Genomic DNA, 7,185 nt, shown 5'->3' with positions numbered 1-7,185 from the left:
CAGATATTTTTAAAAATCACATTCTGCAACTATCTATTAATATATTATTTTTGTATATTCATTTAATATACCCTAAAATATGGATTGCATGCATAAATTGTAAAAAAATGGGAAAGTTCAAATTTAAATTATTTGGGTAAATGGCTTATAGTAGGTTTTGAAACGACATCAGGAAAAAGGGGGCCAGTTTCACTACAGGATACATGGCTTCTAGAAAAGCATGCGCATTTTAATAAGGTATATTTTAAACCCTGACTATTTAGAACAATAGGATATAAAAAAGTAATATACACAGAAAGACGCCCTGATTCGATTTAATTTGAATTAGGGCGTCTTTTTTTATTAAAATTATGTTTAAGACATCAGTATATAGATTTCCATCTTCACTCTGACGTATATGTCCAAGAATAGTATAATATAATTTTAATCTTACTTAAAGCTGGAAATATCAGCAGCGTCAAGCCTTGTACTTTCATGACTTTCATAATTACTTTTGCCAATAGCGAGTATTAGTACAGGAACATATCTATCTTTATCAAGACCAAAAGCTTCTGCAAGTTTATCTTCCTCAAATCCTCCTATAGCATTAGTATCATAGCCATAGTGTCTTGCAACTAGCATAAGTTGCATAGCAACAAGACTTGAGTCGATTGTTACAATATCATTCATTTTTTTTCTACTTGCATTTTGGTAGGAAGGTAGGAACATATTTAAAATATCATTTTTAACATCTTCAGACATGAGACCTTTTTTTACTTCTTTTCCATAGATTTCGTTTGCTTTTTCGTAGCACTTTATATCGCCAAAAATGAGAATCATAGCAGATGATGTGTCATTCTGTCTTTGATTGAACCTAATAAGTGGTCTTAGTTTATCTTTACCTTCCTTTGAATCCACTATAACAAATCTCCATGGCTGAAGATTGACAGAGGAAGGAGCTTTTACCGCTTTATTTATCATTTCAAGCATTTCATTTTGACTTATTTTCACATTTTCATCAAATACTTTAACAGATCTTCTGTTAAAAACTACATCTTCAAAATTATTATTTTTCATTTCATATCTCCTTTTATATTTCTTTTTCTATAATATCAAGAAGCTCAATAAGCTTATTTATCTGATCTCCACTTATGTTTATAGGTAGAATACATGAATTATCATTGTGCTTTCTATGACATTTTTTAAGTTCTGATTTAGCAAAATCGCTTAAAGATACAACAACTTCTCTTGCGTTATCTTTGTTTCTTTCCCTTGTAACGTAGCCTTTTTCCTCGAGAACTTTAAGATGTCTGGTAATGGCCGATCTATCAATTTGTATAAATTTCCTAATTTCTTCTTGATTGCATCCATCATTTTCTTTTACAAAACTAAGTATCTGATATCTTGTAAGTCTGAAACCTGTTTTATCTTCAAAATTCTGAGTAAGTTTATATTCAATACTTCTAAGTCTATGCAACATATTACTAAGCTCATTGACTTTCATTTAAAACCTCCTAAGGTTAGTTGACATGTCAATAATGGACGTATCAACTATTAAAGATATGATAACTTAAATAAGTATAATTGTCAATAAATCTTATAAAATCATAATTACAATTGTTTACATATGTATAGTTGACAGAGAAAATTCGATGTGATATATTTGTCACTATAAGATACAAATATATCACAGGAGGTAAATATGAATAAAGATAAAACTAATATGAAAAATAAAAAATTATTACAATTAAACAAGAGCAAATACAGTAAGTATTTAAGATGGCTTGGAATTTTAGGGATATTGGGTTTTACTGGATTTATGAAGTCACCTAGCGGAAATACTATGTACTCAAATTTTGTGTTTTTTACTTTCTTTAGTTTTTTTATATACTTTGATTTTAGAGAAAAGTCAGATGAAAGGATGGAACATAACTGGGATACAGCAAATAAAATTTCCTTGTTTTTTCTTGCAATTTGCTTTGTAGGAGGATTTATCTTTATAAAGATAAACCCATGGTTTTTCAAGATTGAATTTTCAAAAATTACTACTATAGAAGTTCTTATTTCAGTGATTTTTGCAGCATATCATTTAATAAAGGCTTTTTCATTTTATTATTTGGACAAAGTGATATAAGATGGAGAAATTTAAATGTGAATTGAAAAAATATAGAACTATGAAAGATCTGACTCAAGAGGAATTAGCAGAAATTGTTAATGTAAGAAGGGAGACCATACAAAGGCTAGAGAATGCTAAATATAATCCATCACTAAAACTAGCCATAGATATATCAAGAGCATTAGAAGTTGAGATTGAAGATATATTTATATTTGAGTAATAAAAGAAAAGATTTAAAGTAAATAATTTATAATTTTAATTTTTGAAAGGGGATTAAATGGATAAAGATGATGGCAATCAAAGATCAAAAAAACTAGGAACTGAGCCTATAGTAAATCTCTTAATGAAGCATTCAATACCTGCTATTGTTGGAATGCTTGTAAATGCACTTTATAATATAGTAGACAGAGTTTTTATAGGAAGGGGTGTAGGAGGAGTAGCAATAGGAGGTGTTTTCCTAGGGATGCCACTTATGCTTATTATTATGGCATTTGCTATGCTTGTTGGGATAGGAGGAAATACTTTAGTTTCAATAAGACTTGGTCAGAAAAAGAAAGATGAGGCTGATCATATTGCAAGCAACTCTTTAATGCTACTTATTATTATAGGAATTGTATTTAGTATTTTAGGTTTGATTTTTCTCCAGCCTTTATTAAAGTTATTTGGGGCCAGTGCTTCAAATATTGGATATGCAACGGATTATTTAAGGATTATTTTATTAGGAGTAACATTTAATACGGTAGGATTTGGTATGAACAACTTTATTAGAGGTGAGGGAAATCCAAATATAGCTATGCTTACTATGCTAATTGGAGCATTTTTGAATATTGCACTTGATTATATTTTCATAATGATTTTAAAAATGGGTGTTCAAGGAGCGGCTTTAGCTACCATAACTTCTCAATTTATTTCAGCCATATGGGTTTTATATTATTTTTATTCTAAAAAAAGCGATCTTAAGATTCAAAAGAAATATCTAAAGATAAAAATGTTGTATCAAATGGTTTAGCACCTTTTAGTATGCAATTAGCTACTAGCATGGTTACAGCTCTTTATAATACAAACTTACAAGCTTTGGGAGGAGACCTTGCTACTTCAAGTATGGGGGTTATAAATTCGCTATCAATGGTGATTTTAATGCCTGCTTTTGGAATAAATCAAGGTTCACAACCGATTATGGGTTATAATTATGGAGCAATTAAATATGATAGGGTTAAGAAAACTTTAAAGTATGCAGCACTAGGTGCAACACTGATAACAGTAATAGGTTTTTTAATAGTTCAAATTTTCCCTGGCCAGATTATTAGACTGTTTGTGGGTGAGGATGGAAGTAAAGAATTGTTAGATATAGCTGTTCCAGGAATTAGAATATTACTAAGTATGTTGCCTTTTGTTGGAATTCAAATTGTCAGTACGTCCTACTTCCAGGCAATAGGACGACCAAAAGAAGCAACGCTTCTTATCATGTCCAGGCAAGTCCTTATACTTATACCAGCTTTATTAATCTTACCTAGGATATTTGGATTGACAGGCATATGGATGAGTGGTGCTTTAGCAGATTTACTATCATCAGTTATATCTATTTTATTAATAATAAATTCAGTAAAGAAGCTAAAATAAAGAAAAGAAAAGGTAGATAAAGAGAGCATAGGGGTAAGAATATAGTGATTGAGTATTTAGAATATGTAATTGTTACTATATAAGAGGAGGTTGATGGTAAAATGGACAAAATGAAGGCTATCGTAAAGCAAAATAAAGAATCAAATGATTTTATCTTAACTCAAATGTCTATCCCTGAGATAGATAATGATGAGATTCTTGTTAAAGTAAAAGCCATAGGAGTTGGTATTCAAGATGGATATTTCTTTCCTAAAGAAATTCACTTCCCATATCCAATTGGGATGGAAGGGGCAGGGATTGTGGAAAAGATAGGAAAGAATGTTATTGACTTTAAAGAGAGAGAAAGAGTGGCTTTTGTTGGTGTTACAGAGCCTAAGGGAGGATCTTATGCAGAATATATGGTTCTTGGGAAAGACTCTTTGGTTGTTCCTATACCGGATGAAATGAGTTTTATAGAAGCAGCAGCTATTCCCGTTTCTGGTAATACAATGATAAAGGCGATAAAGGCGCTTGAATTAAAGCCAGATGATACTTTATTTATTGCTGGTGCATCAAGGCTCTAATGGGACATTTGCTATTCAACTTGCCAAAGATATAGGTTGTAAGATATCAGCATCAGCATCAAGGAACAATCATGACTACATGAAATCCTTGGGAGTAACAAAAGCTGTAGATTATCATGATTCCGATTGGGTAGAACAAGTCCTAGAATGGATGCCGGGTGGAGTGGATGCAGCTATTGCAATCCAACCAAATACTAGTATGGCGAGTATGAAGCTAGTAAAAGATGGAGGGAAGGTTATATCTGTTTCTGGAGATCAATTTACAACCCAGAGAAATATTAAAGCTGTGTACTTTCCTTATAACATGGATGTTAAGGAAGAATTAATGGGCATAATAGATAAAATTGTTTGTGGAGAAATAAATATAACTATTGAAAATGTATATGATTTTGATGATGGACTTGATGCTTTAGAAAAGGTACGTACTAGAAGAGCTAGAGGAAAGTCTATTATAAAAATAAAATAACTAATTATTAACTTACAAATTTTGTATTGAATCGATTTTATTCGTTTTAATTTTTTTAATAATAAAATTTTCAGTAGTTTACTTCAAAAAGCATATGTAAAGTAAGCTACTAAATATAGAAAACAAAGGAAAAGCTTAATTATGATTCGTTATTTTTCCACAATTAGAAGTTAAACCTCTAAATCAAAATAAAGTATATAATTTATTTTATATACCGCCAATGGAAACTATAGACTTAATAAGCAACATTTCAAAGGATGATCTTATTTTGATGCAGTTATATTATAATACTACTATAAGATATTCATTATAGTAGTATTATCGTTTTAGCATTACTTTGCCCAGGAATACTTAGTGTTTCAGCAGGGCCAAAAAATACTAAGACTTCTTTATTAACTATATCATCTTTAGTTAAAAGGTTACCGTCTAAATCTACTATAGATGTATCATCATTTATTTTTAATTCAAGAGAATTATCTTCACTAATTAAGTTTTCATCAAATTTAGATAACTTTATTGCTAACTTCTCTTCGCGGTCAGAATCTCTAATAATTAATGCTTTTGCATTTGTAATAGGTGGTAAGCTTTTAGTCATAGGTGACTCTTTATCATAGATGGCTTCAACCTTGTCTCCTTTTTTAGCCTTTTCAATATCTATAATTTCTTCTGACTGGTCGCTTGCTATTACCGTGTTACTTGTTATATTAAATGATATATTCTCAAAATTACTTTCCTCTTTTCCAGCAACTATAAGCTGGTCTTCTTCCATATTAATTTCACTAATTGTTCCTACATAGTTGGTATATTTAGAATTGTTTATTTCAGGATCTGAAGCAGAATCGTTATTATCTTCATTAGTATTTTCATCTTCTACAATTTCTTCATCTCCATCTTCTTTATTTGGTGGATTGCTTGTGCAAGCTGTAATTGAAGCAAATACAAGCATGACTACAAGTCCTAATCCTATTATCTTTCTAACTTTCATTTCATTATCCTCCTCTATATTTATTTATCTTTACCAAATATATACCCCTTATACATTAAAATTAAAAATAAAATCTTAAGAAAAAGATTACCCTGATTTCGATAGAGTTAATCTATTTTTGTAAATATATTTGTATCTTTAAATAAATGAAAGGATAGAAGCCTAGTTTTAAAACTATAAAAATAAAGATAGAATGTGTAAAGATAAAGTTATATAATAGTAAAATACACTTGTAAGACTACATTTAAAAATAAAAGCATGCTAGAGGTGTATTTGTAATATATAATCTAGAATTAATAAAGATAACTATAGTTTAAAATATACTCAAATTCAAGGAGGAAATAAAATGAACAAGTCAGCAATGATTATAATCAATCCTACAGCAGGAAAAGAAAATGCAGCTTCCTATAAAGAAAAAATTAAAGAAGTATTAAAAACTAAATATAGTCATTTAGTAATAAAAGATACAAAAGGTGAGGGGGATGCTAAAAAATTTGCAAGAGAAGCTTGTGAGGATAAATTTGATCTTCTTATAGCTTTAGGCGGTGATGGAACGGTTAATGAAATAGTAAATGGTCTTGCTGGCTTTGAAAAACCTCCTATGCTTGGAATTGTTCCCCTTGGTACGGTTAACAATCTTGCAGGAGCGCTTGATATTCCGGATGAAGCAGAAGAGGCCATAGAGCTTTTTAAAAAAGAAGATTATAAAAGAATTGATTTAGGACTTGCTAATGATAGGTACTTTACCAATACCTTGGGTATTGGTAAGGCTGCAACATCTATTTACAATGTAAAAGTTGAAGAAAAAACAAAATTTGGTCCGCTTGCATATATAATGGCGATTGGAAAAGAAATTTTCAAAGATGAGGTTTTTCAGGTCAGACTTGAGATGGAAGAAAAAACATGGGAAGGAGAAGCTTCAGTTATACTTGTAGGCCTTTTGGACTCTATGGGTGGACTTAAATCTATTTTACCTGATGCTGAAATAGGAGATGGTAAGGTTCATATCTTTGCTATTAAAAATTTAAATTTAAGTAAATTAATAGAGATGACTCCTTCTCTAATTGCTAAAACTATTAGTGAATCAAAAAATATAGAATATTTTCAAACTAAAAAACTTAAGATAAGTACAAGTGATAATAGTCAATACGGAAGTACTATTGATGGGGATGAAGGACCCGAACTACCTCTTGATATAAAGGTTTTACCAAGACATTTAAAAGTTATTTCAAGAGAGGAATAATTAATTTGAAAATATAAAGGGTATATGTATTATAAAGCATGATATAAATGGTGAAATTATAAGGAGGGATAATATTTATGACAGATCCTGCTAGGTTTGTTATGGGAGTAATTGTACCGCTAATTATAATATTAATGTTTTTTATACCACGACAAATAAAAGTAAGCGTCAAACACAGCCCACATTTTAATCTCTAAATTTCTATGGGATAAT

10 protein-coding genes are annotated in these 7,185 nt (G+C 30.2%); 7 read left to right on the top strand and 3 right to left on the bottom strand.

The genetic code is table 11. The annotated features are described in order from the left end of the window. Positions 1 to 429 precede the first annotated feature (429 nt). Positions 430 to 1,056 carry a nitroreductase family protein gene (locus ACTHW2_RS09105; RefSeq protein WP_442263623.1) on the bottom strand — a complete coding sequence of 209 codons (627 nt, stop codon included), beginning with the start codon at positions 1,054 to 1,056 and terminating at the stop codon, positions 430 to 432. A gap of 13 nt (positions 1,057 to 1,069) precedes the next feature. After that, positions 1,070 to 1,483, bottom strand: coding sequence for a MarR family winged helix-turn-helix transcriptional regulator (locus ACTHW2_RS09100; RefSeq protein WP_442263622.1), 414 nt, complete (start codon positions 1,481 to 1,483; stop codon positions 1,070 to 1,072). A 198-nt stretch (positions 1,484 to 1,681) separates the two neighbouring features. On the opposite strand from ACTHW2_RS09100, the gene ACTHW2_RS09095 reads away from it, so the two are divergent. From ACTHW2_RS09095 to ACTHW2_RS09070, 6 genes are all read left to right on the top strand, one after another. Next, complete coding sequence (locus ACTHW2_RS09095) at positions 1,682 to 2,113, top strand: DUF3796 domain-containing protein (RefSeq protein WP_442263621.1); 432 nt, start codon at positions 1,682 to 1,684, stop codon at positions 2,111 to 2,113. A gap of 1 nt (position 2,114) precedes the next feature. After that, positions 2,115 to 2,315, top strand: a complete 201-nt coding sequence (locus ACTHW2_RS09090; protein ID WP_442263620.1) for a helix-turn-helix transcriptional regulator — start codon at positions 2,115 to 2,117, stop codon at positions 2,313 to 2,315. A 57-nt stretch (positions 2,316 to 2,372) separates the two neighbouring features. Further along, the gene (locus ACTHW2_RS09085) at positions 2,373 to 3,104 is read left to right on the top strand and encodes an MATE family efflux transporter (protein ID WP_442263619.1); all 732 of its coding nucleotides are present in this window, start codon (positions 2,373 to 2,375) and stop codon (positions 3,102 to 3,104) included. A gap of 11 nt (positions 3,105 to 3,115) precedes the next feature. Continuing rightward, a complete protein-coding gene (locus ACTHW2_RS09080; RefSeq protein WP_442263618.1) occupies positions 3,116 to 3,715 on the top strand; it encodes an MATE family efflux transporter in 600 nt (199 codons plus the stop codon). 101 nt (positions 3,716 to 3,816) lie between these two features. Continuing rightward, the gene (locus tag ACTHW2_RS09075; protein ID WP_442263617.1) at positions 3,817 to 4,278 is read left to right on the top strand and encodes an alcohol dehydrogenase catalytic domain-containing protein; all 462 of its coding nucleotides are present in this window, start codon (positions 3,817 to 3,819) and stop codon (positions 4,276 to 4,278) included. Next, positions 4,241 to 4,744 (top strand): zinc-binding dehydrogenase, encoded by a 504-nt coding sequence (locus ACTHW2_RS09070; protein ID WP_442263616.1) that lies wholly within the window; start codon positions 4,241 to 4,243, stop codon positions 4,742 to 4,744. The genes ACTHW2_RS09075 and ACTHW2_RS09070 overlap by 38 nt, the downstream gene beginning before the upstream one ends. Positions 4,745 to 5,051: 307 nt before the next feature. Here the strand turns inward: ACTHW2_RS09070 and ACTHW2_RS09065 are convergent, their stop codons facing one another. Then, positions 5,052 to 5,729, bottom strand: a complete 678-nt coding sequence (locus tag ACTHW2_RS09065; RefSeq protein WP_442263615.1) for a hypothetical protein — start codon at positions 5,727 to 5,729, stop codon at positions 5,052 to 5,054. A 346-nt stretch (positions 5,730 to 6,075) separates the two neighbouring features. On the opposite strand from ACTHW2_RS09065, the gene ACTHW2_RS09060 reads away from it, so the two are divergent. Then, positions 6,076 to 6,972 (top strand): diacylglycerol/lipid kinase family protein, encoded by an 897-nt coding sequence (locus ACTHW2_RS09060; RefSeq protein WP_442263614.1) that lies wholly within the window; start codon positions 6,076 to 6,078, stop codon positions 6,970 to 6,972. Positions 6,973 to 7,185: the final 213 nt, after the last annotated feature.

Origin of the sequence: Tissierella sp., assembly GCF_052089545.1 — a bacterium.
GTDB lineage: Bacteria > Bacillota > Clostridia > Tissierellales > Tissierellaceae > Tissierella_A.
Note: the sequence above shows the minus strand (reverse complement) of the source record. Positions and strands in the feature narration are given on the sequence as shown.